The organism is Simplicispira sedimenti, from assembly GCF_022760965.1.
Lineage (GTDB): Bacteria > Pseudomonadota > Gammaproteobacteria > Burkholderiales > Burkholderiaceae_C > Simplicispira > Simplicispira sedimenti.
On sequence record NZ_JAKVIJ010000006.1, the window covers coordinates 144,564 to 168,570 of the forward strand.

Below are 24,007 nucleotides of genomic sequence, written 5' to 3' on the forward strand. Positions count from 1 at the left end.
GCGGAGAAACGATACTACCGGCCGCCCTCTTGTTGCAACCGAAACGTCCGCGCCTGACCAAAGTGCCCACAACCGATGAAAGGCACGGGTGGGCGCAGCGCCGACAGCGGTGAGGGGTGGTTGGCGCACAGCACCAGGTGACCTCGGTCCTGTGGAATGACGGCGCGCTTGCCTTGCGCGTGCGAGCCCCACAACATGAAGACCACCGGCCGCGGCCCCTGGGCCACGTGGCGGATGACGGCGTCGGTCAGCAGCTCCCAGCCCTGTCCCGCGTGGCTGGCGGGGCGGCCCTCTTCCACCGTGAGCGTGGTGTTGAGCAACAGCACGCCGTTGCGCGCCCATTGCACCAAACTGCCGCCGGGCTGCGGCCAGGCGGGCGCTGGTGTGCCCAGGTCGCGCTGCAGTTCCTTGAAGATGTTGCGCAGCGAAGGCGGCAGCGCCACGCCGGGCGCCACCGAAAACGCCAGCCCCTCGGCCTGGCCCCGACCATGGTAGGGGTCTTGCCCCAGGATGACCACACGCACGTCTTCGGGCGGAGTCAGCTCCAGCGCGCGCAAAGGGCGCGGCGGAAAAATGGTGGCCCCAGCATCGAGTCGCGCCTGCAGAAAGCCCAGCAGCCTATGGCCAGCCGTACTGGCGAAGAAATCTTGCACCAGCGGCTGCCAGCCCGGCGCCACGGGCCAGTCGGCCGGGTCGGCGCTGAGCAGCAGCGTGGGGGCGCTCTGCGGATCATTCATGGTCAAAATGGCCTCCAGCGCTTATCCATAAAGCGCGAGCAGCTATCAATTTTGAATATCAAGCAAAGAGCTTGGCCAGTTCGAGGCCGGGCTCCGGCGCGCGCATGAAGGCCTCGCCCACCAGGAAGGCGTGCACACCCGCGTCGCGCATGGTCTTCACGTCGGCCGGTGTGAGGATGCCCGACTCGGTGACCAGCAGGCGATCTTTGGGAACATCCTTGAGCATGCCCAACGTGGTGTCGAGCGTGACCTCGAAGCTGCGCAGGTTGCGGTTGTTGATGCCGACCAGCGGGGTCTTGAGCTTGAGCGCACGCTCCAGCTCGGCGCGGTCGTGCACCTCCACCAGCACGGCCATGTCCAGGCCGCGCGCGATGGCCTCGAAGTCCGCCATCTGCGCGTCATCCAGACAGGCGGCGATCAGCAGGATGGCGTCGGCCCCCATGGCGCGGGCCTCATACACCTGGTACGGGTCCACGAGGAAGTCCTTGCGCAGCACGGGGAGCTGGCAGCTCGCGCGCGCCTGTTTGAGGTAGTCCACACTGCCCTGGAAGAACTGCTTGTCGGTCAGCACCGACAGGCAGGCCGCGCTGACCTGGCCGTCGCCCTCGGCGTAGCTCTGGGCGATGTCGGCGGGAATGAAGTCGGCGCGGATCACGCCCTTGCTCGGGCTGGCCTTCTTGATCTCGGCGATCACGGCCGCCTGGCCCTTGGCGATCTTGGCGCGCAGCGCGCCTTCGAAGTCGCGCGTGAGCACGCGGCTCTCGGCGTCCTGGCGGATGGTGGCCAGGGACAGGCGCTTTTGCGCGGCGGCCACTTCTTCGTGCTTGACGGCGACGATTTTGTTCAGGATGTCACTCATGGGGAGCTGCCTTGTCGGCCCCTGCAGGGGGCTGTTTCAGAATCTTGACGAACACGCGGTGCATGGCGACGCCCACGACGATGAACAGCGCCGAGACACCCAGCGCAATCCACAGGCCAGGGTCTTGCCACACCTCAGTGCTCCATGGCGTTGTGCGCCATTCGTGGCCCATGAGACCGGCGCGGCCGAGACCAGCAGACGCCGCGCAAGGGCCGCCCCGCCGCGCTGGCGTTGTCCCCCTTCCCACGCGAAGCGTGAGAGAAGGGGGAAGCCGCGCAGCGGCGCAGGGGGTTGTTCTCCATCTCAGGCCACCGCCAGCGCGTGCGTGCGCGTGACGAGCTGATCGAGCTTGGCTTTTGCCGCGCCCGCGTCGATGGCGGCGCGCGCCTGGGCAATGCCCTCGGCCATGGTGGGCACCACGTTGGCGGCGTACAGCGCGACACCGGCGTTGAGGCACACGATTTCGCGCGCGGGACCCGTATCGCCCGCCAGCACGCCCAGCAGCATGTCGCGCGACTGCTCGGGCGTTTCGACCTTAAGTGCGCGGTTGCTGGCCATCTGCAGGCCGAAGTCCTCGGGGTGGATTTCGTACTCGGTGATCTCGCCGTTCTTGAGCTCACCCACCAGCGTGGCGGCGCCCAGGCTCACTTCGTCCATGCCGTCGCGGCCATAGACGACCACGGCATGCTCGGCGCCCAGGCGTTGCAGCGCGCGCACCTGGATGCCCACCAGGTCGGGATGGAACACGCCCATAAGGATATTGGGCGCGCCCGCCGGGTTGGTCAGCGGCCCCAGGATGTTGAAGATGGTGCGCACGCCCAGCTCCCTGCGCACGGGCGCCACGTTTTTCATGGCAGGGTGGTGGTTGGGCGCGAACATGAAGCCGATGCCGATCTCGGCGATGCACTGCGCGATCTGCTCGGGCTTGAGGTTGATGTGCACGCCCAGCGCTTCCAGGGCGTCGGCGCTGCCGCTCTTGCTGGAGACGCTGCGCCCACCGTGCTTGCTGACCTTGGCCCCGGCAGCGGCGGCCACGAACATGGCACAGGTAGAAATGTTGAAGGTGTGGGCCCCGTCGCCGCCCGTGCCCACGATGTCCACCATGTGCGTGGTGTCCTGCACATGCACCTTGGTGGAAAAATCACGCATCACCTGCGCTGCAGCGGTGATCTCGCCGATGGTCTCCTTCTTCACGCGCAGGCCGGTGATGATGGCTGCCATCATCACGGGCGACATCTCTCCGCCCATGATCAGGCGCATGAGGTGCAGCATCTCGTCATGGAAGATTTCGCGGTGCTCGATGGTGCGCTGCAGCGCTTCCTGGGGGGTGATGGACATGACGGTAAGTCTCCTCTGTCGATTAAGCGCTGGGTTGCTCGGTGAAGGCCAGCTTGAGTCCGAAGCCGATGAACATGGCGCCCGCCACGCGATCGAGCCAGTGCATGCCCTTTTGCACGGCGCCCACGCGCCGCGCCATCCACGAGGCAGCGAGCGCCCACAGCGCATTCACAGGAATGGCGTTCACGTTGAACAGCACCCCGAGCAGCACGAAGGCCAGGGCCTTGTTTTCGGTGGCGGGGGCGATGAACTGCGGCACGAAGGCGAGGAAAAAGATGGCGACCTTGGGGTTGAGCACATTGGTCCAGAACCCGCCCAGGAACACGCCGCGCAGCGATACCGCCTGCTGCGGTGCGGCCTGCGCGGCGGCGATGGCGGCACCATTGCCGCCCCCGGCGCGGGAGAACAGCATGCGCACACCCATCCAAAGCAGGTAGGCGGCGCCCAGCCACTTGAGCACGGTGAACGCCGTGGCCGAGGTGGCCAGCAGCGCCCCCACGCCCACGGCCGCGGCGAAGACGTGTACGAAGCACCCCGCCGTGATGCCCAGCCCGGCCACGATGCCGACCCGCGTGCCCGAACGCAGCGCGTTCGAGACGATGTAGAGCACGTCCGGCCCTGGCGTGAGGTTGAGCAGCCAGCCAGCGGCGATGAACATCAGCAGCTGGTGCGTCTCGATGCTCACGACCGCTGCTCCAGGAAGTTGCGCAGCATGGCGTGGCCGTGCTCGGTGAGGATGCTCTCGGGGTGGAACTGCACGCCCTCGATGGGCAGCTCCTTGTGGCGCACGCCCATGATCTCGCCGTCCTCGGTCCAGGCGGTGATCTCCAGCACCTCGGGGCAGCTCGCGCGCTCGATGGCCAGTGAGTGGTAGCGGTTCACCGTGAACTGCGCGGGCAGCCCAGCGAACACGCCCTTTTGCGTGGTGGTGATGACGCTGGTCTTGCCGTGCATGAGTTGCTGCGCGCGGATGATGCGGCCGCCAAAGGCCGCGCCAATGCTCTGGTGCCCCAGGCACACGCCCAGGATGGGCAGCTTGCCGGCAAAGTGCTGGATGGCAGCCACCGAGATACCAGCTTCCAACGGAGAGCAGGGGCCGGGCGAGATCACCAGGCGATCAGGTGCGCGCGCGGCGACGCCCTCGATGGTGATCTCGTCATTGCGGAACACCTCCACATCGGCACCCAGTTCACCGAAGTACTGGACGATGTTGTAGGTGAAGCTGTCGTAGTTGTCGATCATCAAGAGCTTCATGGCTGGCTCCCTTGCGAAGGCGCACGCAGGCGCGCGAATTCGCGGTGTTCGAAGGCGATGTAGGCCTCCATCATGCTGCGGTAGATGGCCTCGATGACGTCGGGCTGGCCGCCTTCCTGGGCCGCACGGGCGCGCACGCGCGCCACGATGGCCTCGATGCGCTCCTCGTCGCGCACCTGGTTGGCGTCGTTCTTGATGCGCGCGGCCTGCGTCATGTAACCGCCACGGGTCACCAGCAGGGGCACCAGCACGTCGTCGAGGGCGTCGATGTGACGGCGCACGTCTTCCATGGTGGTGCAGTGCTGGGTGTTGTCGATCGCGCGGTTCATTCCAGTCCTTCCTCTACCAGTTCTGCGGCGCGCAGCAGGGCGCGGGCCTTGTGTTCTGTTTCGCGCCACTCCATCTCGGGCACGGAATCGGCCACCACGCCTGCGGCGGCCTGCACATAGAGCTGCCCGTCCTTGACGATGGCGGTGCGGATGGCGATGGCCAGGTCCATGTCGCCCGCGTAGCTCAGGTAGCCGCAGGCGCCGCCATACACGCCGCGCTTGACGGGTTCGAGCTGGTCGATCAGCTCCATGGCATGTACCTTGGGCGCACCAGTGAGCGTACCTGCGGGGAAGGTGGCCTTGAGCACGTCCATGCTGGTCATGCCGTCGTGCAGCAAGCCTTCGACGTTGCTCACGATGTGCATCACATGGCTGTAGCGCTCCACCACGAAAGCCTCCGTCACCTTCACGCTGCCGGTCTTGGCGATGCGCCCGATGTCGTTGCGCGCCAGGTCGATCAGCATCACATGCTCGGCGCGTTCCTTGGGGTCGTTCACCAGTTCGATCTCGGCGGCCTTGTCCAGTTCGGGCGTGGCACCGCGCGGGCGCGTGCCTGCCAGGGGCCGGATGGTGACCTTCTGGCCCTCGGGCGTACTTTCCTGGCGCACCAAAATCTCGGGGCTGGCGCCCACCACATGGCTGTCGCCCAGGTGGTAGTAGTACATGTAGGGCGAGGGGTTGAGCGAGCGCAATGCGCGGTAGAGCGACAGCGGCGAGGCCTCAAAGCGCTTGTGGATGCGCTGGCCCACCTGTACCTGCATGAAGTCGCCTGCCGCGATCAGTTCCTTGGCGCGCTCCACGGCAGCCAGGTAGTCCTGCTTGGCAAAGCTGCGCTGGGCGGGGTGGCTTTCCGTGGGTTTGACCACCGGGGCGCTCACCGAGTATTTGAGCTGGTCCTTGAGTTCGCGCAGGCGCTTTTTGCCGCGGGCATAGGCCTCGGTCTGGCCTGGGTCGGCATAGACGATGAGGTAGAGCTTGCCCGAGAGGTTGTCGATGACGGCCAACTCCTCGCATTGCAGCAGCAGGATGTCGGGCATGCCCAGGGTGTCGGGCGGGCAGGTGTGCTCCAGCTTCTTTTCGATATGGCGCACCGCGTCGTAGCCGAAGTAGCCCGCCAGGCCGCCGCAAAAGCGCGGCAGGCCGGGACGCAGGGCGACCTTGAAGCGCTTTTGGTAGGCCTGCACAAAGTCCAGCGGGTTGCCAGGCGCGCTCTCCACCACCTGGCCGTCGGTCACCACCTCGGTGACGGCATCGGCGCCAAAGCCACGCGAGCGCAGCAAGGTGCGTGCGGGCAGGCCGATGAAGCTGTAGCGGCCAAAACGCTCGCCCCCCACCACGGATTCGAGTAAAAAACTGTACTTGCCGCCGTCACGCGTGTGCGCCAGCTTGAGGTACAGGGACAAGGGGGTTTCCAGGTCGGCGAAGGCTTCCGCGATCAGCGGAATGCGGTTGTAGCCTTCGCGCGCAAGGCTTTGAAATTCAAGTTCGGTGATCACGGGGGAGGCTCCCTGCTCGGGCGGGGCGGCTTCCCGTTGGATGGGAGCGCACCGCAGTTCATGGGTCAGGCCCGCTGCGGGGCCCAGGGTGCACGCCGGGAGGCTCCCGGGTGCCGGTCAGGTGTTCAGGCAGACAGGCTTGCGCCAGGGCCAGGCTCCCCGGTCGCTGCGACCTGTGATGAACACGCGGTGGATGAACATGCGTGCAGTGTAGCAAATGCGGTTGCGTCCAGTCGCCCCCAGAGCGCAAGGTCAGGAGCCGCTCCCCCATGGAAACCCTGATGCGCGCCCTCCCCCAGATGGGCACAATTTGTTTCATTAAGCGAACGCTCGTTCTTTTTCGTGAGGATCTTTATGCGCAAAGCACTGCACGCCCTTTTTCTTGCCACCGGCCTATGCTGGGCCTCGGCGTCGCTGGCAGCCGTGGAGATTTCCGGCATCAAGCTGGAAGACAGCATCACCATCGCGGACACCAAACTCCAGCTCAATGGCGCAGGCATCCGCTACAAAGGGCCGTTCAAGGTGTATGTGGGCGACCTGTACACCACGCAGCCCGTGAAGTCGCTGGACGAACTGCTCGCGGCCCCTGGTCCCAAACGCCTGACGATGACCTTCCTGCGCGAGATCAACTCTGCCGACTTCGGCAAGTTGCTCACCCGGGGCATTGAGGACAACACCAGCAAGGCGGAGATGTCCAAGATCATTCCGGGAATGATCAAGATGGGCGAGATTTTTGCCGCCAACAAGTCCTTTGCCCCCGGCGATGTGTGCGCGCTGGAATGGGACCCCGCCAAGGGCCTGAGCATCTGGGCCAAAGGCAAGCTGCAGTCCGAACCCTTCAAGGACCCTGCCTTCTTCAAGGCGCTGATGTCGATCTGGTTTGGCCAGAACCCTGCCGACTGGAAGCTCAAGGACGCCATGCTGGGCGCCAAGTGATGCTCCAGCCACAGTCCTGAGCACCAAGACCTGTCCATGCGGCAGGTCTTTTCATTGGTGCGTGGCCGAGGTGTCGCCTGGTCGACACTTTATAGAGGATTGCGCGAATAGCACGCACCTCCTCGCCCCGATAAGCTGACCCTCAGACGCCCAGCCCCAGCGCCAGCGAGGTTCCAGGCAGGAGACACATGCTCCAGCCGCCCACGCCTGTCTGCTCCATCGTTACCCAATACCCGATATCCGAGACCACCATGAATTTCAGCAACCTCCGCGTCGGCCCCCGTCTGGGCCTGGGTTTTGGCGTCATCCTGTTGATCACTGCCATCATTGCCTTGGGCGGCATGTGGCGCATCGGCGTGCTCAAGGACGCCAGCGAACGCGTGGCCACGCGCGAGATCGAACAGCGCACGCTGGTGGAAGACTGGGCCTCGGACATCCGGCTGAACTGGGTGCGTACCGAAGCCTTCCTCAAGGCCATCGACACGGCCTACATGGAACAACTCACCAACGAGATGAAGACCACCGCCACGGCCACCGAGGGCAAGGTCAAGCGCATCGAGGAACTGGTGCAGGACAGCCGCGGCAAGGCACTGTTGGCCGACATCGCCACGGCGCGTGACACCTACCTCGCCAAGCTGGCCGAGATCCGCGAACTGCACCGTGGCGGCGAGCCGACCATTCCCGCCATGGTGGACCAGCAACTGCGCCCCCTGGCCAACAAGTACCTGCAGGCACTGGACGCGCTGCGCTCCTTCATGGCCAGCCAGTTGAGCGCCAGCCAGCAGGACACGGCCACCATGGCCAGCGCCAGCCAGACGCTGCTGGGCGTGGGCGCCCTGGCGGCCATTGCGCTGGGCACCTTCATGGCCTGGATGGTGACGCGCTCCATCGTCACCCCGCTGCGCCAGGGCATGCGCGCCGCCGAGAAGATCGCCGACGGAGACCTGACCCAGCCGCTGTCCACCACGGCCCGTGACGAGACCGGTCAACTGCTGCAGGCCCTGGCCCACATGCAGGCCAAGCTCGCATCCATCGTGTGCGACGTGCGCCGCAACGCCGAAGGCGTGGCCACCGCCAGCAACGAAATTGCCCAGGGCAACAACGACCTGTCGGCACGCACCGAGCAACAGGCCAGCGCGCTGGAGCAAACCTCCGCATCCATGGAGCAACTGGGCTCCACCGTGCGCCAGAACGCCGACAACGCGCGCCAGGCCAACCAACTGGCGGTCAACGCTTCCAGCGTGGCTCAGCAGGGCGGCGAGGTGGTGGCCGAGGTGGTGCAGACCATGAAGGGCATCAGCGCGGCCAGCAACAAGATTGCGGACATCATCAGCGTGATCGACGGCATCGCCTTCCAGACCAACATCCTGGCGCTCAACGCCGCCGTGGAAGCCGCCCGTGCCGGCGAGCAGGGCCGGGGCTTTGCCGTGGTAGCCAGCGAGGTGCGCTCGCTGGCCGGACGCAGCGCCGAAGCGGCCAAGGAAATCAAACAACTCATCAGCGCCAGCACCGAGCGAGTGGAGGCCGGCTCTGCGCAGGTGGACCGCGCAGGCGCCACCATGCAGGAGGTAGTGGGCGCCATTCGCCGCGTGACCGACATCATGGGCGAGATCAGCGCCGCCAGCAGCGAGCAAAGCCAGGGCGTGGCCCAGGTGGGTGAGGCCATCACCCAGATGGACCAGGCCACGCAGCAGAACGCCGCGCTGGTCGAGGAAAGCGCTGCCGCCGCAGACAGCCTGCGCAACCAGGCGGCGCAACTGGTACAGGCCATGTCCGTGTTCCACACGGGCACGGGCAGCAGCGCTGCGGCACGCAGCCGCATGGAGCAAGCAGCGGCGCCTGCGCCCACGCCTGCGCCAACCACACTGCCGGGCCACGGTGCGCAGCGCCGCCTGGCGGCCTGACCTACGCCAGCTGCGCGAGCGAATCCACCCAGCCGTCCGCATCCACGCTGCGGGCGTCTTGGCCGTGGTTGTAACCGTAGGTCACCAGCACCACCGGGCAGCCGGCCGCGCGGGCGGCCTGGGCATCGTTGCTGGAGTCGCCCACCATCAGGGTGCGCGCAGGCTGGGTGCCCAGGGCCTCGCAGGTTTTGCGCAGGGGCAGCGGGTCGGGTTTCTTGCGCTCAAAGCTGTCGCCGCCGAACACATGCTCGAAATGCCCCGCCAGCCCCTTGGCGTGCAACAAGTCCACCGCAAACGCGTGCGGCTTGTTGGTCAGACAGGCCAGGCGCAGGCCACGCGCACGCAGCGCCTGCAAACCCTGGTCCGCACCGGGGTACACCTGGGCACACTGGCCGTTGATGGCGCGGTAGTGTGCCTGGTAACTGGCCCAGGCCTGCGCAAACAATGCTTCGATTTTGATAGCGCGTTGCGCTTCATCCATGGGCGCCAGCACATGATTGAGCACTGAACGCAGCAAATGCTCCGATCCCTTGCCCACCATGCGTTCGATCTGCGTCGCGTCGATCGGCGGCAAGGCCAGGTCATGCAGCATGCGGCCCAGGGCCCCGGCAAAGTCGCCCAGGGTGTCCACCAAGGTGCCGTCAAGGTCGATGATCGCGGCGTCCAGCGCCCCTACTTGCAAGGGGACCTGCATCACGCCAGCTGCGCCCGCATGGCGTCGATCACGCTGCGGTAGTCGGGCTTGCCAAAAATGGCGCTGCCCGCCACGAAGGTGTCGGCCCCAGCGTCGGCCACGCGGCGGATGTTCTCCTGCTTGATGCCGCCGTCCACCTCCAGCCGGATGTCCTTGCCGCTGGCGTCGATGCGCTTGCGCACGGCCTCGATCTTGCGCAGTGCCGAGTCGATGAAGCTCTGGCCGCCAAAGCCGGGGTTGACGCTCATGATGAGGATGAGGTCGATGTCATCGATCACCCAGTCCAGCACGTCCAGCGGCTGCGCGGGGTTGAACACCAGCCCCGGCTTGACGCCCTTGGAGCGGATGGCCTGGATGCTGCGGTGCACATGGCCCGAGGCGTCAGGGTGGAAGCTGATGTAGTCGGCACCGGCCTCGGCAAAGGCGGCGGCCAGTGCGTCCACGGGCTGGATCATCAGGTGCACGTCGATGGGTACGGCCTGGCCTGCGGGCGTGACGGCATGGGGCTTGAGCGCCTGGCACACCATGGGGCCAAAGGTCAGGTTGGGCACGTAATGGTTGTCCATCACGTCGAAATGGATCCAGTCGGCACCGGCGGCGATGACGCTGCGCACTTCCTCGCCCAGGCGGGCAAAGTCGGCGGACAGGATCGAGGGGGCAATGCGGTAGGTGGGGCTCATGGCGCCATTGTCGCAGTTACCATTCGCGACATGAGCCCCAAGCATGCTTTCAGCGTCGAAGTCCAACCCGAATACCTGGCCGGCCAATCCGACCCGGCCCAGGACGACTACCAGTTTGCCTACACGGTCACGGTGATCAACCAGGGCACGGTGGCAGCGCAACTGATCTCTCGGCACTGGGTCATCAGCGACGCCCTGGGGCATACCCAGGAGGTCAAGGGCCTGGGGGTGGTGGGCCGACAGCCCCTGCTCCAACCGGGCGAATCCTTCCAGTACACCAGCGGCTGCCCCCTGCGTACGCCCACGGGCACCATGCACGGCCATTACCACTGCGTGGGGGAGGACGGCGAAGCGTTCGAAGTGCCCATCCCGCTGTTCCTGCTGGAAGCCACAGGTACGGGCCCCACCAGCGCTCCCCTGGGTGCGAGGGTGCTGCATTGAATGCGCCCCTGACCACCGCAACGGCCGAGCTGGAACAGCTGCTGGCCCGGCTGAACCCCGGCGCAGGCCTGGCCGAGCGCCACCTGTGGCTGCTGGAGCTGACGGGCTGGGTACGCGGGGACCAGGCGTCCGTCCCGGCCACACTTGACCGGGTGCAGGCCTTCATCGATGCGGTGGATGCGCGCCCGGAGCTGCAATCGCGCCTGCAGGCCTGGTGGCAGGTGCTGGTGGAGACGGTGGACATCACCACCTTGCTGGCCGATTTTGGCTTTGCGCCGCGCAACGCCATGGTCAGCGAAATGGCTGCACGCCTGCGCCACAAGCTGCTGCCCGGCAGCCCCGAGACGCTGGACGCCTCGGAGCTGTTCAGCCTGGCGCTGCCCACGGCCTTTGACGCCCAGTGGCTGGCCGCGGTACCCGAGCCGCAGCTCAACCGGCTGGTGCGCCTGTTGGCCGGCCCGGACAACCAAGGGCTGCAGTGGAAGACCGCGCTGCTGGACGCCATCACCTACTGCGCCGGGCAGATCCTGTCCACCGGCTTTGCCCCTGACCTGCGCCTGCGCATGAGCGAGCAGGCGCGCGAGTCCCAACCGTTCCACGCGCTGATCCGCGACGTGGAAAGCCTGCGCGTGGAGGTGCTGCACGGCCTGCGCACGCCCGAGCGGCTGGACGAGGCGGCGCAGCGCCTGCGCGAGCGGCTCGAAGCCTGCCGCGCCGCTGCCGCCACGGTGTACCAGCATTTCGAGGACAGCGGCATCTCGGTGGGCCTGGTGTTTCGTGTGCGCCAGTTGCGCGAGCGCATCCTGCGCGTGCGTGCGCTGCTCGATTGCGTGCTCTCGCCCACCCTGGCCCTGAGCGCCGCACAGTTGCTGGCACAGCTCGTCAAGGTGGGGCAGGAGCGGCGCAGCCTGCGCGCGCTGCTGCGTGCCAATTCATCCTTGCTGGCGGCCAAGGTGGCCGAGCGCAGCGCCGAGACCGGCGAGCACTACATCACCCGCACCCCGGCCGAATACCGCGCCATGGTGGGCAAGGCCGCCGGGGGCGGCGCGGTGATGGCCTTCACCACGCTGGTCAAGTTTGGGCTGTATGCGCTGGCGCTGTCGGCCTTCTGGGGTGGCTTTCTGGCGGGCGTGAACTATGCCCTGAGCTTTGTGCTGATCCAGTTGCTGCATTTCACCGTGGCGACCAAGCAGCCCGCCATGACGGCACCGGCCATGGCCGCCAAGCTCAAGGAGCTTGACTCCGACAGCGCCGTGCAGTCCTTCGTGGACGAGGTCACGCACCTGGTGCGCTCGCAGGTGGCAGCCGTGCTGGGCAACGTGCTGGTGGTGTATCCCGCGGCGCTGCTGCTGACGCTGGGACTGGCATCGGTCCTGGGGGCTCCCTTCCTCAGCGAGGACAAGGCACTGCATGTGCTCGACTCGCTGCACCTGCTCGGCCCCTCGGTGCTGTTTGCGGCATTCACCGGGGTGCTGCTGTTTGCGTCCAGCATCGTCGCCGGGTGGACGGAAAACTGGTTCGTCCTGCACCGCTTGGATTCGGCCCTGCGCTACAACCCGCGCATCACACACTGGCTGGGTGCGCAGCGGGCCGCGCGCTGGGCAGGCTTTCTGCGTGACAACATTTCTGGCTTTGCGGCCAACATCTCGCTGGGCTTCATGCTGGGGTTGACACCTGCGGTGGCGGGTTTTTTCGGCCTGGGGCTGGACGTGCGCCACGTGACGCTGTCCTCCGGGCAGTTGGGCGCGGCCACCGCCAGCCTGGGCCTGCAAAGCCTGCACATGCCTGCGTTCTGGTGGGCTGTGGCGTTGATTCCCCTCAATGGCGCACTGAACGTGGGCGTCAGCTTTGTGCTGGCTTTCCGGCTGGCGCTGCGCGCGCAAAACGTCAGTGGCGTGGATCGCTCGCGGATCTACCACGCGATCCGTTCACGCCTGCGCAGCGCACCCATAGGGTTTTTCTGGCCAGTGCGCCCGTAGTGGCGTACAAAGCCCTCTGTCCTACACCCTGGCCGGTGTTTGGCATGTAAATTCCTTGGCAGGTTTCCTGCCACCGCCCGCCCCCTGCCACCGCAGGCGGCGATGCCCATTGCCTGACCGCCCCCTTTGGGCCACCCCCGATCGACGCGGAGACACAATGACATGAACGAAATCCTTACCTTCTGGGCGCAGTGGCTGCGCCCCTCGGCCGGACTGCCCACGGTGCAATGGTCGCTGCTGCTGGCCGTTGCTGCGCTCACCGGCTATCTGTTCCAACGCCATGTGGGCTTGCCCAAGGTGGTTGGCTACTCGCTCGTGGGCACCGTGGCCGGGCTAGCGGGCTTCAGCGGCGCGGTTTGGCCGCTGCAGGGCATCGGCCTGTTTCTGCTGGAGCTGGGCATGGCCATCGTGCTGTTCGAATGCGGGGGCCGCACACCGCTGCGCTGGTTCCGCCACAACCCCATGGTGCTGGTGCAGAGCATTGCCGAGTCTGCACTGACCTACTTTGCCGTGTACTGGGTGCTGCTGTGGCTGGACGTGCCTGAGCGCGCCGCCATACCGCTGGCGCTCGTCGCCCTGGCCGCATCGCCCGCCGTGCTCACGCGCGTGGTGGCCGATACCCAGGCCGCAGGCCCGGTGACCGAGCGCGCCATCGTGCTGGCCACGCTGTCCACCCTGTATGCCTTGACGCTGGGCAGCGCACATTCCGAACTCATCAACCGCAGCAGCGTCACGCTGGTGGATCGCCTGTCCCCCGTGCTGGTGGTGCTGGGCGTGTCCATCCTCGTGGCGGCCGTGCTGGCGCTGGTACTGCGCTCGGCGCTGCGCATCATGAGCCCCACGAGCGAGAACACCTCCATGTTGCTGCTCGCCCTGGTGGCAGCGGCCACCACGGTGGCCGCCCATATGGGCGGCTCTGCGCCGTTGGCGGCTTTGCTGGCAGGCATGCTGATCAAGCAGATGCACCCGCGCCCCTGGGCCTGGCCTCGGCAGTTGGGCAGCGCCTCGTCCATGCTGACCATGTTGATGTTCGTGCTGGTATCCACCGTGGCCGCTCAGGCCGACTGGAATGCGCCGGTGGTCGGTGTGGTGCTGGCCCTGATTCTCGTGCGCCTGCTGGCCAAGGCCGTGGGCGTGGGCCTGGGCAACGTGGGCAGCGGTGCCAGTTGGCGCCAGGCGCTGTGGGTAGGCATGGCGATGACGCCCATGTCGGCCATTGCGCTGCTGATTGCCTCGCAGTTCGCCATGGCATCGCCTTCCACCGGCCACCTGATTGCCGGTGTGGCCCTGCCGGCCATTTTGCTCATGGAGGTGCTGGGCGCCATCCTGGCCACCGTGGCCATCTACCGCACGGGCGAGAGCTCCAAGCCCTGGTGGGCAGCTCTGGCACGCAACCGCCAAGGAGGAGACAGCAATGGCGCTTGAGGCCTTCCACCATTCCGAACCCCTGACGCTGGGTGTGGAGCTGGAGCTGCAGCTCGTCAACACGCACGACTACGACCTGGCCCCCTACGCCGAGGACATGCTGCGCCTCATGAAGAAGATCCCGCTGCCCGGCAGCGTGGTGCCCGAGATGACGAACAGCATGATCGAGATCTCCACTGGCGTATGCCACAGCAGCAGCGAGGTGCTGGGCCAGCTCATGCCCATCCGCGATGCGCTGGTCAAGTGCGCGGACAAGCTCAACATCGCCGTGGTCGGCGGTGGCACGCACCCATTCCAGCAATGGCACGAGCGGCGCATCTACGACAAGCCGCGCTTTCGCGAGCTGTCCGAGCTGTATGGCTACCTGTCCAAGCAGTTCACCATCTTCGGCCAGCATGTGCACATCGGCTGCCCCGACGCCGACTCTGCACTCCTCATGCTGCACCGCATGAGCCGCTACATCCCGCACTGCATTGCGCTGTCGGCCTCCAGCCCCTTTGTGCAGGGACAGGACACACAGTTCGACTCGGCGCGGCTCAACTCGGTGTTTGCCTTCCCGCTCTCGGGCCGCGCGCCTTTTGTGCTGACCTGGGAGGCCTTTGGCCAGTTTTTCGACAAGATGACGCGCACCGGCGTGGTCAAGAGCATGAAGGACTTCTACTGGGACATCCGCCCCAAGCCCGAGTACGGCACCATCGAAATCCGCGTGTTCGACACGCCGCTGACCATCGAGCGCGCGGCGGCGCTCTCGGGCTTCGTGCAATCGCTGGCCGCCTGGTTTCTGGCCGAACAGCCCTTCATGCCCGAAGAAGACGACTACCTCGTCTATACCTACAACCGCTTCCAGGCCTGCCGCTTCGGGCTGGACGCGGTGTACGTGGACCCGGCCACGGGCCAGCACATGCCGCTGCGCGAGCACCTGGTGCAAACGCTGGACCGCATTGCCGGACACGCCGCCACCCATGGCGCCACCGCGGCGCTGCACCTGCTGCGCAGCGAGGCACAGGCAGGCCAGAACGATGCCCGCTGGCTGCGCGAGCGCCAGCGCCAGGAGCAGCTCCTGGCCGAGGTCAGCCGCCAGGCAGCGCTGCGCTTTCGGGGCGGCGGCTGAGTCCCAGGCAATCCAGCGCACAATGCGCACCCATGGGTGAATTCGACCTGATCCGCCGCTTCTTCACACGGCCCGCCGCCGCGCCCGGTGTGGCGCTGGGTGTGGGCGACGACTGCGCACTGCTGCAGCCCACCCCCGGCATGCAATGGGCCATTTCCAGCGACATGCTGGTCGAAGGGCGGCATTTCTTTGCGGGCACCGACCCTCAGCGCCTGGGCCACAAGGCCCTGGCGGTCAACCTCTCGGACCTGGCCGCCTGCGGCGCCCGGCCGCGCGGCTTCACCCTGGCGCTGGCCCTGCCCGAGGCCAACGAGGCCTGGCTGCAAGCCTTCGCCCAGGGCCTGCTGCAGCTGGCCGACGCGCACGACTGCCCGCTGGTGGGCGGCGACACCACGCGCGGGCCACTGAACCTGTGCGTCACCGTGTTTGGCGAAGTGCCCACCGGCCAGGCGCTGCTGCGCAGCGGTGCGCGGGCAGGCGACGACCTGTACGTGAGCGGCCACCTGGGCGATGCCCGACTGGCGCTGGAAGCCCTGCTGGGCCGTATCCAGCTGCCGCAGCCCCTGTTGCAGGCCGCGCAATGGCGGCTGGAGCAGCCCACGCCGCGCGTGGCCCTGGGCCTGGCGCTGCGCGGCATTTCCAGCAGTGCCATCGACGTGAGCGACGGGCTGCTGGGCGACCTGGGCCATGTGCTGCGCGCCTCCGGCACAGGGGCCACGGTGGATGCGTCAATTGCTATTACTTTGATAGCTGCTTGCGCTGATTCAGAAAGCGCAAAGTGCCAATTTGACCTTGATTTTTTGCGGCAATGTGCGCTGGCCGGGGGCGACGACTACGAACTGCTGTTCACCGCCCCGGCGGCGCTGCGCTCTGCCGTGGCCCAGGCGGCACAGGCCTGCGGCACGGCGGTCACGCGCATAGGACGCATCGAGGCCGAACCCGGCCTGCGCCTCGTGGACGCCCAGGGCCAGGCGCTGGATGCGCAACGCTACGCCTCGTTCGACCATTTCGGCTGAGGCGCGCGCCTTCCTCAAGGCATCTTGTCCAGCAGGCGCTTGACCGTTCCATCGGCTTTGAGCTGCTCAAAGGCCTGGCGCGTGCGCTCGACCACCTCGGACGGCGTTGAGAGGCTGTAGGCCATGTACAGACCGGTCGAGGCCTCTTGGAGCGTGAACACCCGCTCCAGTTGGGAGCAGTCCACCGCAGCCTCCTTGCACAGCGGCTGAACCTCCCCGGCCGTGAGCGGCACCAGATCGACCTGGCCACTGACCAGCTTGCGAAAGTTGTCCAGCGGCTGGGCCGACACCACCAGCTTGGTAAAGCCCTTGGACTGCAGGTACTGCTGGCGCACGTCGTCGCGCATCACGCCGATGCGGAAGGCGCGCGCAGCATCCAGGTGCGGCACCTCCACCGCCCGACCACGCCAGCGGTACAGGTGGTATTCGATCTTCATGATCTCGCCCGTCCAGTGGAACAGGGCTTCACGCGCGGGGGTGCGCGCAATCAGAAAGATCAGCACATGGGGCTGCTTGAGTGCCAGATCGTAGGCCCGCGCCCAGGGGTACAGGTTCACTCGGTAGTCCTGGAAGCCTGCGCGCTGCAACGACTGCTCGACCACCTCGGTCACCGGCCCCACCACCCGGCCATGCTGCACGTAGGTGTAGGGCGGAGCATCTTCGGTCACCGCCTGGATGGTCTGTGCCGACAATGAAGTGAACGCGCAGGCCCACGACAGGCCCAGCAGTAGCTTGGTGACAAAGCTCATGGCGTTGCTCCTGAGGAAATGACAGGTGGAACGACGGGCCCCGCGACCCTGTTACGCCCCGCCTCCTTGGCGCGGTAAAGGGCCTCATCGGCCAGGTGGTACAGCGCATCAAACTCCATCGGCGCCTCCGGACGGCTGACCGCCAGTCCAATGCTCACGGTCACCACCGACGCTGCCGCCGACTGGGGATGGGCGATGGCGCAGTCCTGAACCTTCGCCCGCAGGCGCTCGGCGACCCTGGTTGCGCCCTCCAGGTCAGCCCCGGGCAGCAGCACGGCAAACTCCTCACCGCCGATGCGCGCCACCATGTCTCCGGCACGGATCAAGCCCGCTTGCAGGGCATGTGCGACGGCCTGTAGGCATTCATCCCCAGCGACATGCCCCAGACGATCGTTGTATGCCTTGAAGAAATCGACATCGCAAATCAGCAGCGCCAGCGGCATTTTTTCTCTGCGTGTCCGCCGCATCTCGATGGTCTGCAACTCATCGAAATGCCGGCGATTCGGCAGCCCCGTCAAGGCATCGGTGCGCGCAAGGTTCTGAAGGCGCTGGTTGGCCGTTTCCAGCTCGGCGGTTCGCTCTTGCACCAGCATCGCCAAATGGTCTCGGTGGGAAGCAAGCTCCTTTTCGTATCGCTGCTGCTGTTCCAGGTAGGCCGACAAACTGTGCTGCAGCTGGTTGACCCCTTCCACCAGGTCGCTCAATTCATCCTGTGCGTGCTCCACCCGCTGCAGGCGGAGCAAGCCATGCAGATTGCCTGGCCGCACACGCGCCAGATGCAAGGCGACGCGCTGCACATGCGCGGTCACCATGCGATTGAAGACCCCCATGATCAAGGCGGCCAGCAGCACGGACTGCAGCAACTGCACCAGCACAATGGACGACAAGGCGCCCCGAAGCCGTTGCCACAACACACTTTCATCACCCGCCAGTTGCAGCTCGCCCACCACCTGGCGCCCCCCTGGAAATGGTTCGTAGGCCAGCTCCAAGGTGCGCGCAGGCGCCCACCCCGGCGCAGACCATCCCGCACGCACCTGCTCAATGACCTCGGGCGCCTGGTTGGCCAGCGCCACCTTGACGGCCACACGCCCCACCGACGGCACGCGGATCGCACTGTGCACATGCGCCTGCAAGGCGTCGCGGTCCAACTCCCAGATCGCCTTGGACAAGGTGGCCGCCGAGGCCTGCTCGATCTGCACCAGCTCGGCCTGCATGCGCTCGCGCCCCTCGGTCCAGGCCAGCGCTGTGAACACCGCGACGCTCAGCACAATGAAGAGCCCACAGAACACCATGGTCGCCCATGCCAGCCGCACGCCCAATGACCGGCGCCGCAGCCCGGTGTGCGAGTCCTCCGACGGGGCAGCCTCACGGTCTGTCGGTGGGACTACTGCCATTTACGCTGAATCCGGTCATAGGTGCCGTTGCGCACGATCGCTTGCAAGCCCTTGCGGAACTGCTCCACCATGGCATCGGGAGTCTGCGCGCCAAACGCCATGTAATAGCCGCCCTGGCTGCTCAAGGCGTCGATGCGCAGGACGTCCTGCAAGGTCTTGTCCGGCGCATGGCCCGCCTGGCGCACCAACTGGTACGCCGTCAAGCGGTTCATGATCCACAGGTCGATGCGGCCTTGTTGCAGCTTGTCGAAGTTGAGCTCGTTGCGGACACTCGACTGCAGGTTCTTCCCTTTATGAAAGCCCTGCGTCAACAAATACTCCTCGCCCACTGTTTGCTGCACCGTACCGATCTGCCAGCGCTTGGCGTCTTCGAGCGAAGCCAGCCGGATCTCTCGCCCCGTGAGGGCATACAGGTGGTAGTCCGCTGGAGCAATCACCCCGACCCATTTGAAGCTCTTTTCCCGCTCGGGCGTCCGCAAAATGGAGTAGATCAGCACTCCAGGGGTGCTAATGGCCGTTTCGTAGGCACGCGCCCAGGGCACGGACTGGAACTGCCCCTGCAGGCCCAGTTCCTTGAGCACTGCCTCGACAACTTCGGTGCCCAGTCCTGTGATCCGCCCGCGCTCGGTGTAGTTGTAAGGCGGAAACTCCTCGGTCAAAACGCGCACCGGTTCGGCGGCTGACACCGCACCAAATCCCGAACACACACAGCACAGCACTGCCACCCAACGCGGCCAGCCCCAGGGCGGTGATGCGCGTGCCATGGTAGGCGGCACATTGACGGAACGGGAAGCAGTTGTCATGGCAATCGGCAGAGGGTGGCGGGAAGTATCGACGCCCCTCAGCCAAGGGTCAAGCTCCACCGGCACCATGGCCACATGGCTATGCCTCTTCTCCCAACACTACAGCCATGCTCACTGCCATTTGCGCTGCAACCGGTCGTAGGTGCCGTTGCTGCGCAGCGCATCCAGCGCCTTGCGAAAGGATTCGACCGTGACATCAGGCGTCTGCGCGCCAAATGCCATGTAGTAGCCCTCGCTGCTGAGTTCCGGAATCCGATAGACCTTCAACAAGGTTTGCTGCGGGTCATCGCCCGCCTGGCGCGCAAGATAGGAGGCTGTCAGCTCACTCATGATCCAAAGATCCACCCGCCCGGCCTTCAGTTTTTGGTAGTTGTGCTCGTACTTCACGCTCGATTGAAGGTGCTTCCCTTTTTCAAACCCACGCTTGACCAAGAATTGCTCGCCTACGTCCTCGTTCACGGTACCAATCTGATAGTTCTTCGCGGCCTCCAGAGAATCCACCCGGTAGTGGTATCCCGGGCGTCCGTAGAGGTAATAGACCGTCGGCGCAATCACCCCCACCCACTTGAAAGACTTGTCGCGCTCCGGCGTGCGTCCGATGCTGTAGATCAACACACCGGGGGTGGTGCGTGCCGTTTCGTAGGCACGCGCCCAAGGCATGGATTGAAACTGCCCCTGCCAACCCAGCTCCTTGAACACCGCCTCCACCACCTCGGTGCTCAGCCCCGTGATACGGCCGTTCTCGGTGTAGTTGTAGGGAGGAAATTCCTCTGTCAGCACTCGCACGGGCTCGGCTGCTCTGGCGGCCATACCTGTCCACACGGCGATGCACAGCGCGACCATCCAGCGTGCACGGCGCAGGAACATGGCCATGACCGCAAGAGCTTGAAGTCCCAGGTGCATGCGAATGGGCTGCATGAATACCCTTTCCATATTGAGCGCACCGTCACGATAGCACGGCACGCGCTCCCAGCAGCTGCTGCACCAGCGGATGGGCCACGCGGCGCTCGGTGCTGATGGCGTAGTACTGCTCCTCCACCCCCTCGCACGCACCCAGCAGGCGCACCTGAATGCGCCGCTCCAGTTCGGCCTGCGCGGCCACCGCGCCAGGAAACACACCCAGCCCCGTGCCACCAAAGGCCTCCAGCAAGGCGTTGTCCTCGAACTCGCCCACCACGCGCGGGCGCAGGCCCTGCTGGGCCAGCCATTGGTCGATCTGGCCGCGCACGATGACGTGCTGCGTGGGCAAAAGCACCGGCACCTCCTGCAGCGACGCCGGAAAGCCCTGCGCGGCCTGCTCCCACCACTGCGGCGCCGCGTACCAGCCCATGGCCGAGCGGCCCAGCGGGTGGTTGTGCACCCGCAGGTGCGGACGCAAGGGCGCGGGGTGGTCGGCCAGCACCACATCCAGCCGATGCAGCGCCAGGTCGGCGAGCAACTCGGCCATTTCGCCTTCGTGGCACACCAGGCGCAGGCCCGGAACCGCCAGCACCGGGCGCAACAGGCGCTGCACTTCCAGCTTGGGCAGACCATCGGCAATGCCCACCACCAGGCGCACGGCGGGTTGTTGGGCCTGGGCGCGCACCAGTTCGGGCAAGGCCTCGCCCAGCTGAAAGATCTGCTCCGCCTGGCGCAGCGCTGCCACGCCGGCTTCGGTCAGCGCCAGGCCCCGGCCTGCGGGCCGCAGCAACTGGCAGCCCAGGTCGCGCTCCAGTTCCCGCACCTGGGCGCTCACGGTCTGCACGGCCATGTCCAGCCGCGCCGCCGCGTGGGACATGCTGCCTTCCTTGGCCACCATCCAGAAGTAATACAGGTGCCGGTAGTTGAATGGAATGCTCATGTTCAGATATTACAGGAACCAATTTCTTGTTTCTTCTGCTTTTTTCTAAGCATCAATTCCCCTACCGTTGGAGCACCTGTTTTTTTCACTGGAGACCACACCATGAACTCACCCTCGCTTTACCGCTCCGGTGCTGCACACACCGGCATCGCCGCCACCCTGGGCACGCACCGGGTGCTGCGCAACACGTATGCGCTGCTGTCGCTCACGCTGCTGTTCAGCGCCGCCGTGGCCAGCCTGTCGGCGGCCCTGCGCCTGCCGCATCCGGGCCTGCTGCTCACGCTGGCCGGCTACTTCGGCCTGCTGTTCTTCATCCACAAAAAGCAGAACAGCGGTTGGGCCGTGGGCGGTGTGTTCGCCCTGACCGGCTTCATGGGCTACACGCTGGGCCCGGTGCTGGCGGCGCAACTGGCCCTGCCTGGCGGCGCACAGACCATTGCCATGGCGCTGGGCGCCACCGGTGCCACCTTCCTGGCGCTGTCGGGCTGGGTGCTGGCCACGCGCCGTGACTTCAGCTTCATGGGCGGTTTTCTGTTCGCGGGCATGGTGATTGCCATCCTCGCCGGGCTGGCGGCCATGTTCTTCCAGATGCCCGCGCTGGGTCTGGCGGTGTCGGCCATGGTGGCTCTGTTGTCGGCCGGTCTGATCCTGTATGAGACCAGCCGCATCGTCAACGGCGGTGAAACCAACTACGTGCTCGCCACGGTGGGCTTGTTCGTTTCGCTGTTCAACCTGTTCACCAGCCTGCTGAGCCTGTTTGGCCTGGGCGGCAACGACTGATCGCCCCCTTTGCAAGGATTGTTTGCCATGACCACTTCCATCTCTCGTACCGCTGCCGCCGTCATCGCCCTGAGCATGGCCGCGTTCGTGTTGCCCACCACGGCCCATGCCAAGCGCCTGGGTGGTGGCGCGCGCAGCATCCCACCCTCCAGCATTGGCAAGGCCCCGGCGAAGCCTACGCCCCCAGCAGCACCCCAGGCCCCTGCGGCACCAGCAGCGCCAGCGGCAGCAGCGGCCCCTGCGCCCGCTGCGGCGGCAGCACCGGCCGCACGCGGACCCAGCATGATGGGCACCATGGGCGCCGCCGCTGTAGGCGCTGTCGCGGGCACCATGGCGGGCAATGCCCTGGCAGGCAGTGCCAGCGACAAGGATGCCAAGGCCAAGAAGGAAGCCGAAGCCCAGGCTGCCGAAAAGGAAGCCCAGGAGCTGCAACGCAAGGCCGACGAAGCCAAGGCCAAGGCAGCCGCCGCACGCGCTGCGGCGCAGTAAAGCCAGGGCTGGCGGGTGCTAGCATGGCCGGCAGTGCGCCACGCACTGCCGATTTCGCATAGGAGAACCCCGCCGTGCCCCTGCCCTCTGCCCCTTCGCAAGCCCGCTTTCCTCTGAACCTCTGGGCCTGCGCCGCACTGCTGCTGTTCAGCACAGGCGCACTGGCCCAGGACGCCGTGTCGCGTATTGCCCGCGTGACGGTGTACCCCGGCGTGGCGGCCGTGGAGCGCGTGGCCAAGGTGGCCGCAGGTGCCCGCAGCCTCACCATCGCCTGCCTGCCCGCATCGCTGGACGCGCAAAGCCTGCAGATCCAGGCCGACAGTGGCGTGCGCGTGGGCGAATTCCATGTGCTGACCGAGGATCGCGATGTGGCCACGGCCTGCGCCAGCCCGCTGGACGGCCGCATCCGCGAGCTGGAAGACCAGATCGCTGCCCTCAAGGCCGAGGCGGGTGGCCTGCAGTTGGTGGACCAGTACCTCAAATCCGTGGCGGCAGGCCCTGCGGCCGACGATGGCACGCCTGCCGCCCGCACCGCCTCCCCACCCCCAGCGCAAATTGGCAGCACCGCCGACGTGCTGCGCAAGACCGGCCAGGACACCAAGGCACGCAGCCACCAGCTGCAGCGCAGGCAGGAAGCGCTGGAACTGTCCCTCAAACCCCTGCTGGCCGAGCGCGAGCGCCTGGCCAGCCAGCGCACACGCGTGGTGTCGGTCACCGTGAACCTGGCCGCCGAACGCGACGGCGAACTGCGCCTGAACTACCAGGTGCGCGGCCCCGGCTGGCAACCCAGCTACCGCGCCACGCTGGACACAACCAAGGCCAGCGTGCAGATCGAGCGCCTGGCCTTGGTGGCCCAGAACAGTGGCGAAGACTGGGGCAACGTGCAACTCCTGCTCTCCACCGGCCAGCCCCAGCGGGCCACGCAGGGGCGCTTGCCCCGGCCGTGGACTCTGGACGTGGCACCGCCCCCCCCACCAGCCGCCGCCATGCCCATGGCGGCCATGGCTCCTGCTCCCGCCGCCCCCGCACCCAAGGCCATGGAACGCCGCCAGGCCGAGGACATGCCCAGCTTCGACGTGAGAACCGTGGACAAGGGCTTTGCCACCGAATTTGCGGTGCCCCAGCGCATTTCCGTGCCATCCAACGGCCAGCGCATCACCCTGGCGCTGGGCACCCACCAGGCCCCGGCGCGCCTGCTGGTGCGCGCCGCGCCTGGCGTGGAAGAGGCCGCCTACCTGGTGGCCGACATGGCCCCGCCCCCCGGCGTGTGGCCCGCGGGCAGCGTGGGCCTGTACCGCGACGGCGCCTACGTGGGCACCGGTCGCCTGGACTTTGCGGCACTCCCATCCACCGCACCGGGCGAAGGGCCGCGCACCAGCCTCTCGTTCGGGCGCGACGAGCTGGTGCAGGTGCGCGCTGAAGCCCCACAGCAAATGACCGGCAGCACCGGCCTGACAGGCGCGCGCACCGAGCGCCAAACGCGGCGCAGCTACCAGGTCGAGAACCGCCACAAGTCCGCCATCGACCTGCAGGTGCTGCACGCGGCGCCTGTTTCGCGCAACGAGAAGATCGAGGTCGAATCGCGCTACACCCCCCAGCCCGCCGAACTGGCCTGGAACGGCACCCCGGGCACCATCGCCTGGCGCCAGAACCTGGGCGCAGGCGCCAGCGCCAGCTTTGCCGCCGAGCACTGGGTGCGCTATCCCGCGGACATCCAGTTGCAGGAGCGTCCATGAGCGCGCGCCGGGCCGCT

At 66.5% G+C, this 24,007-nt stretch carries 25 protein-coding genes; 10 read left to right on the top strand and 15 right to left on the bottom strand.

Annotated features, from left to right (window positions below):
• Nucleotides 1–14 precede the first annotated feature (14 nt).
• The 8 genes from MJ602_RS08630 to trpE all read right to left on the bottom strand — a co-directional run bounded on the left by MJ602_RS08630 (nt 15) and on the right by trpE (nt 6,013).
• On the bottom strand, nt 15–737 hold the full coding sequence (locus tag MJ602_RS08630) for a uracil-DNA glycosylase (protein WP_243020367.1): 723 nt from the start codon (nt 735–737) through the stop codon (nt 15–17).
• A gap of 58 nt (nt 738–795) precedes the next feature.
• The gene (gene trpC, locus MJ602_RS08635; RefSeq protein WP_243020368.1) at nt 796–1,596 is read right to left on the bottom strand and encodes an indole-3-glycerol phosphate synthase TrpC; all 801 of its coding nucleotides are present in this window, start codon (nt 1,594–1,596) and stop codon (nt 796–798) included.
• Nucleotides 1,589–1,729 carry a hypothetical protein gene (locus MJ602_RS08640; protein ID WP_243020369.1) on the bottom strand — a complete coding sequence of 47 codons (141 nt, stop codon included), beginning with the start codon at nt 1,727–1,729 and terminating at the stop codon, nt 1,589–1,591. The genes trpC and MJ602_RS08640 overlap by 8 nt, the downstream gene beginning before the upstream one ends.
• A 170-nt stretch (nt 1,730–1,899) precedes the next feature.
• The gene (gene trpD / locus MJ602_RS08645; RefSeq protein WP_243020370.1) at nt 1,900–2,934 is read right to left on the bottom strand and encodes an anthranilate phosphoribosyltransferase; all 1,035 of its coding nucleotides are present in this window, start codon (nt 2,932–2,934) and stop codon (nt 1,900–1,902) included.
• A 22-nt stretch (nt 2,935–2,956) separates the two neighbouring features.
• A complete protein-coding gene (locus MJ602_RS08650; protein WP_243020459.1) occupies nt 2,957–3,592 on the bottom strand; it encodes a LysE family translocator in 636 nt (211 codons plus the stop codon).
• A 23-nt stretch (nt 3,593–3,615) separates the two neighbouring features.
• Nucleotides 3,616–4,188, bottom strand: coding sequence for an aminodeoxychorismate/anthranilate synthase component II (locus MJ602_RS08655; protein ID WP_243020371.1), 573 nt, complete (start codon nt 4,186–4,188; stop codon nt 3,616–3,618).
• Nucleotides 4,185–4,517 carry a chorismate mutase gene (locus MJ602_RS08660; protein WP_243020372.1) on the bottom strand — a complete coding sequence of 111 codons (333 nt, stop codon included), beginning with the start codon at nt 4,515–4,517 and terminating at the stop codon, nt 4,185–4,187. The genes MJ602_RS08655 and MJ602_RS08660 overlap by 4 nt, the downstream gene beginning before the upstream one ends.
• Nucleotides 4,514–6,013, bottom strand: a complete 1,500-nt coding sequence (trpE, locus tag MJ602_RS08665; RefSeq protein WP_162014969.1) for an anthranilate synthase component I — start codon at nt 6,011–6,013, stop codon at nt 4,514–4,516. The genes MJ602_RS08660 and trpE overlap by 4 nt, the downstream gene beginning before the upstream one ends.
• Before the next feature lie 354 nt (nt 6,014–6,367).
• Between trpE and MJ602_RS08670 the strand changes: the two genes are divergently transcribed.
• Entirely contained in the window at nt 6,368–6,949 is a 582-nt protein-coding gene (locus tag MJ602_RS08670) for a chalcone isomerase family protein (RefSeq protein WP_162014968.1), read from the top strand.
• A gap of 251 nt (nt 6,950–7,200) precedes the next feature.
• Entirely contained in the window at nt 7,201–8,853 is a 1,653-nt protein-coding gene (locus MJ602_RS08675; RefSeq protein WP_243020373.1) for a methyl-accepting chemotaxis protein, read from the top strand.
• A 1-nt stretch (nt 8,854) separates the two neighbouring features.
• On the opposite strand, the gene gph is transcribed toward MJ602_RS08675, so the two are convergent.
• Entirely contained in the window at nt 8,855–9,547 is a 693-nt protein-coding gene (gene gph, locus MJ602_RS08680) for a phosphoglycolate phosphatase (RefSeq protein ID WP_243020374.1), read from the bottom strand.
• Nucleotides 9,547–10,227: a ribulose-phosphate 3-epimerase gene (gene rpe, locus MJ602_RS08685; protein ID WP_162014965.1), complete on the bottom strand. Its 681-nt coding sequence runs from the start codon at nt 10,225–10,227 to the stop codon at nt 9,547–9,549. The genes gph and rpe overlap by 1 nt, the downstream gene beginning before the upstream one ends.
• A 30-nt stretch (nt 10,228–10,257) precedes the next feature.
• Between rpe and apaG the strand changes: the two genes are divergently transcribed.
• The 5 genes from apaG to thiL all read left to right on the top strand — a co-directional run bounded on the left by apaG (nt 10,258) and on the right by thiL (nt 16,199).
• On the top strand, nt 10,258–10,668 hold the full coding sequence (apaG, locus tag MJ602_RS08690; RefSeq protein ID WP_162014964.1) for a Co2+/Mg2+ efflux protein ApaG: 411 nt from the start codon (nt 10,258–10,260) through the stop codon (nt 10,666–10,668).
• Nucleotides 10,665–12,647 carry a site-specific recombinase gene (locus MJ602_RS08695; RefSeq protein WP_423246697.1) on the top strand — a complete coding sequence of 661 codons (1,983 nt, stop codon included), beginning with the start codon at nt 10,665–10,667 and terminating at the stop codon, nt 12,645–12,647. The genes apaG and MJ602_RS08695 overlap by 4 nt, the downstream gene beginning before the upstream one ends.
• 162 nt (nt 12,648–12,809) lie before the next feature.
• On the top strand, nt 12,810–14,072 hold the full coding sequence (locus MJ602_RS08700) for a cation:proton antiporter (protein ID WP_243020375.1): 1,263 nt from the start codon (nt 12,810–12,812) through the stop codon (nt 14,070–14,072).
• Nucleotides 14,062–15,183 (top strand): YbdK family carboxylate-amine ligase, encoded by a 1,122-nt coding sequence (locus MJ602_RS08705; RefSeq protein ID WP_243020376.1) that lies wholly within the window; start codon nt 14,062–14,064, stop codon nt 15,181–15,183. The genes MJ602_RS08700 and MJ602_RS08705 overlap by 11 nt, the downstream gene beginning before the upstream one ends.
• Nucleotides 15,184–15,215: 32 nt before the next feature.
• The gene (thiL, locus tag MJ602_RS08710; protein WP_243020377.1) at nt 15,216–16,199 is read left to right on the top strand and encodes a thiamine-phosphate kinase; all 984 of its coding nucleotides are present in this window, start codon (nt 15,216–15,218) and stop codon (nt 16,197–16,199) included.
• A gap of 14 nt (nt 16,200–16,213) precedes the next feature.
• On the opposite strand, the gene MJ602_RS08715 is transcribed toward thiL, so the two are convergent.
• The 5 genes from MJ602_RS08715 to MJ602_RS08735 form a co-directional block, all read right to left on the bottom strand.
• A complete protein-coding gene (locus tag MJ602_RS08715; RefSeq protein ID WP_243020378.1) occupies nt 16,214–16,948 on the bottom strand; it encodes a substrate-binding periplasmic protein in 735 nt (244 codons plus the stop codon).
• Entirely contained in the window at nt 16,945–18,342 is a 1,398-nt protein-coding gene (locus MJ602_RS08720; protein WP_243020379.1) for a GGDEF domain-containing protein, read from the bottom strand. Before MJ602_RS08720 ends, MJ602_RS08715 begins: the two co-directional genes overlap by 4 nt.
• Nucleotides 18,333–19,145: a substrate-binding periplasmic protein gene (locus tag MJ602_RS08725; RefSeq protein WP_243020380.1), complete on the bottom strand. Its 813-nt coding sequence runs from the start codon at nt 19,143–19,145 to the stop codon at nt 18,333–18,335. The genes MJ602_RS08720 and MJ602_RS08725 overlap by 10 nt, the downstream gene beginning before the upstream one ends.
• Nucleotides 19,146–19,256: 111 nt before the next feature.
• Nucleotides 19,257–20,063, bottom strand: a complete 807-nt coding sequence (locus MJ602_RS08730; protein WP_243020381.1) for a substrate-binding periplasmic protein — start codon at nt 20,061–20,063, stop codon at nt 19,257–19,259.
• 28 nt (nt 20,064–20,091) lie between these two features.
• Nucleotides 20,092–20,985 carry a LysR family transcriptional regulator gene (locus tag MJ602_RS08735; RefSeq protein WP_243020382.1) on the bottom strand — a complete coding sequence of 298 codons (894 nt, stop codon included), beginning with the start codon at nt 20,983–20,985 and terminating at the stop codon, nt 20,092–20,094.
• A 102-nt stretch (nt 20,986–21,087) separates the two neighbouring features.
• Here MJ602_RS08735 and MJ602_RS08740 point away from each other — a divergent pair, with 102 nt between their 5' ends.
• From MJ602_RS08740 to MJ602_RS08750, 3 genes are all read left to right on the top strand, one after another.
• Entirely contained in the window at nt 21,088–21,765 is a 678-nt protein-coding gene (locus tag MJ602_RS08740) for a Bax inhibitor-1/YccA family protein (protein ID WP_243020383.1), read from the top strand.
• A 27-nt stretch (nt 21,766–21,792) separates the two neighbouring features.
• Nucleotides 21,793–22,254 (top strand): ABC transporter substrate-binding protein, encoded by a 462-nt coding sequence (locus MJ602_RS08745; protein WP_243020384.1) that lies wholly within the window; start codon nt 21,793–21,795, stop codon nt 22,252–22,254.
• A 74-nt stretch (nt 22,255–22,328) separates the two neighbouring features.
• Entirely contained in the window at nt 22,329–23,990 is a 1,662-nt protein-coding gene (locus MJ602_RS08750; RefSeq protein WP_243020385.1) for a DUF4139 domain-containing protein, read from the top strand.
• Nucleotides 23,991–24,007: the final 17 nt, after the last annotated feature.

Coding starts and splice junctions, on each gene's coding strand:
- MJ602_RS08740 (WP_243020383.1), top strand. CDS start 21,088: ATGAACTCACCCTCGCTTTACCGCTCCGGTGCTGCACACACCGGCATC.
- MJ602_RS08720 (WP_243020379.1), bottom strand. CDS start 18,342: ATGGCAGTAGTCCCACCGACAGACCGTGAGGCTGCCCCGTCGGAGGAC.
- MJ602_RS08730 (WP_243020381.1), bottom strand. CDS start 20,063: ATGCAGCCCATTCGCATGCACCTGGGACTTCAAGCTCTTGCGGTCATG.
- thiL (WP_243020377.1), top strand. CDS start 15,216: ATGGGTGAATTCGACCTGATCCGCCGCTTCTTCACACGGCCCGCCGCC.
- MJ602_RS08650 (WP_243020459.1), bottom strand. CDS start 3,592: ATGTTCATCGCCGCTGGCTGGCTGCTCAACCTCACGCCAGGGCCGGAC.
- MJ602_RS08715 (WP_243020378.1), bottom strand. CDS start 16,948: ATGAGCTTTGTCACCAAGCTACTGCTGGGCCTGTCGTGGGCCTGCGCG.
- MJ602_RS08735 (WP_243020382.1), bottom strand. CDS start 20,985: ATGAGCATTCCATTCAACTACCGGCACCTGTATTACTTCTGGATGGTG.
- MJ602_RS08675 (WP_243020373.1), top strand. CDS start 7,201: ATGAATTTCAGCAACCTCCGCGTCGGCCCCCGTCTGGGCCTGGGTTTT.
- MJ602_RS08660 (WP_243020372.1), bottom strand. CDS start 4,517: ATGAACCGCGCGATCGACAACACCCAGCACTGCACCACCATGGAAGAC.
- MJ602_RS08745 (WP_243020384.1), top strand. CDS start 21,793: ATGACCACTTCCATCTCTCGTACCGCTGCCGCCGTCATCGCCCTGAGC.
- MJ602_RS08725 (WP_243020380.1), bottom strand. CDS start 19,145: ATGACAACTGCTTCCCGTTCCGTCAATGTGCCGCCTACCATGGCACGC.
- apaG (WP_162014964.1), top strand. CDS start 10,258: ATGAGCCCCAAGCATGCTTTCAGCGTCGAAGTCCAACCCGAATACCTG.
- trpD (WP_243020370.1), bottom strand. CDS start 2,934: ATGTCCATCACCCCCCAGGAAGCGCTGCAGCGCACCATCGAGCACCGC.
- MJ602_RS08630 (WP_243020367.1), bottom strand. CDS start 737: ATGAATGATCCGCAGAGCGCCCCCACGCTGCTGCTCAGCGCCGACCCG.
- MJ602_RS08655 (WP_243020371.1), bottom strand. CDS start 4,188: ATGAAGCTCTTGATGATCGACAACTACGACAGCTTCACCTACAACATC.
- MJ602_RS08705 (WP_243020376.1), top strand. CDS start 14,062: ATGGCGCTTGAGGCCTTCCACCATTCCGAACCCCTGACGCTGGGTGTG.
- gph (WP_243020374.1), bottom strand. CDS start 9,547: ATGCAGGTCCCCTTGCAAGTAGGGGCGCTGGACGCCGCGATCATCGAC.
- MJ602_RS08700 (WP_243020375.1), top strand. CDS start 12,810: ATGAACGAAATCCTTACCTTCTGGGCGCAGTGGCTGCGCCCCTCGGCC.
- MJ602_RS08670 (WP_162014968.1), top strand. CDS start 6,368: ATGCGCAAAGCACTGCACGCCCTTTTTCTTGCCACCGGCCTATGCTGG.
- rpe (WP_162014965.1), bottom strand. CDS start 10,227: ATGAGCCCCACCTACCGCATTGCCCCCTCGATCCTGTCCGCCGACTTT.
- trpC (WP_243020368.1), bottom strand. CDS start 1,596: ATGAGTGACATCCTGAACAAAATCGTCGCCGTCAAGCACGAAGAAGTG.